Origin of the sequence: Actinomadura sp. 7K534, assembly GCF_004348575.1 — a bacterium.
GTDB lineage: Bacteria > Actinomycetota > Actinomycetes > Streptosporangiales > Streptosporangiaceae > Spirillospora > Spirillospora livida.
Window position 1 is genome coordinate 1 of sequence record NZ_SMKB01000518.1, and the last position, 870, is coordinate 870.

The 870-nt window shown below is 73.0% G+C and carries 1 protein-coding gene; it reads left to right on the forward strand.

Translation table 11 applies throughout. The features are described 5' to 3' along the window. Nucleotides 1-156 precede the first annotated feature (156 nt). On the forward strand, nt 157-870 hold a 714-nt coding region (locus E1266_RS39120), incomplete at its 3' end, for a MerR family transcriptional regulator (protein ID WP_207946169.1).

Consider the following 870-nt stretch of genomic DNA (forward strand, 5'->3'; position numbering starts at 1 on the left):
ACCCCGACCCCTCGGTACCGCCCCTTTTCCTCCAGCCCCCGAGCCGCACCTGGCGGCACAAGCGTGCGTCAGCCCGGCGGCCGCGACAAGGCCGCGCAGAAGTTGATCTCCGATGGGATTTGACACTGTCATCGTGACAGTGTCATCATCGGACGCATGGAAGGCACCTGGACGATCAGCGAGCTGGCCGAGCGGGCCGCCGCGGCGCTTGCCGCGGACGGATCCACACAGGTCAGCGGCCGGGTGCGCGACGTTCCCAACGAGCGACTGATCCGCTGGTACACCACGATCGGCCTGGTAGACCCGCCCCTCGGCCGCCGCGGCCGCACCGCCCTGTACGGGCCGCGTCACCTCCTGCAGCTCGTCGCGGTGAAACGCCGCCAGGCCGCGGGCCTGTCCATCGCCCAGATCCAGGTCGAGCTCACCGGCGCGACCGACGCGACCCTCGAACGGATCGCCGCCCTCCCCTACCCGGCGCCTCAACCGCCTAGAGGACGCGGCACAGCAGGGCGCGCGCCCCGCCCGCCGGCGCCCTCCACGCCGGCTCCTTCAGACCGACCCGCAGCCCCCGCAGGCCGTCCGGCGCACCTCGACTTCGATGACATCGAACCGGCGCCACCCGCGAACTCCGCAGCCGAATCGGCGCCCCTCCGACCCGAGGACGGCGCCCCGTCGGCCAGCCCTCCCGGCGACGAGCACGACACCGCGCACTCCGCCTTCTGGCGGGTGCGTCCGGACATCTCCTACACGGAGGCGGCCGTCGCCGATGACTACGGGGCGGGCGCCCCCGCCGAGCCTCGTCCCACCGTCGTCCAGGGCGTACGACTAACCCCCGGCCTCACCCTTCTCCTGGACGTCCCCGCGCTGGAC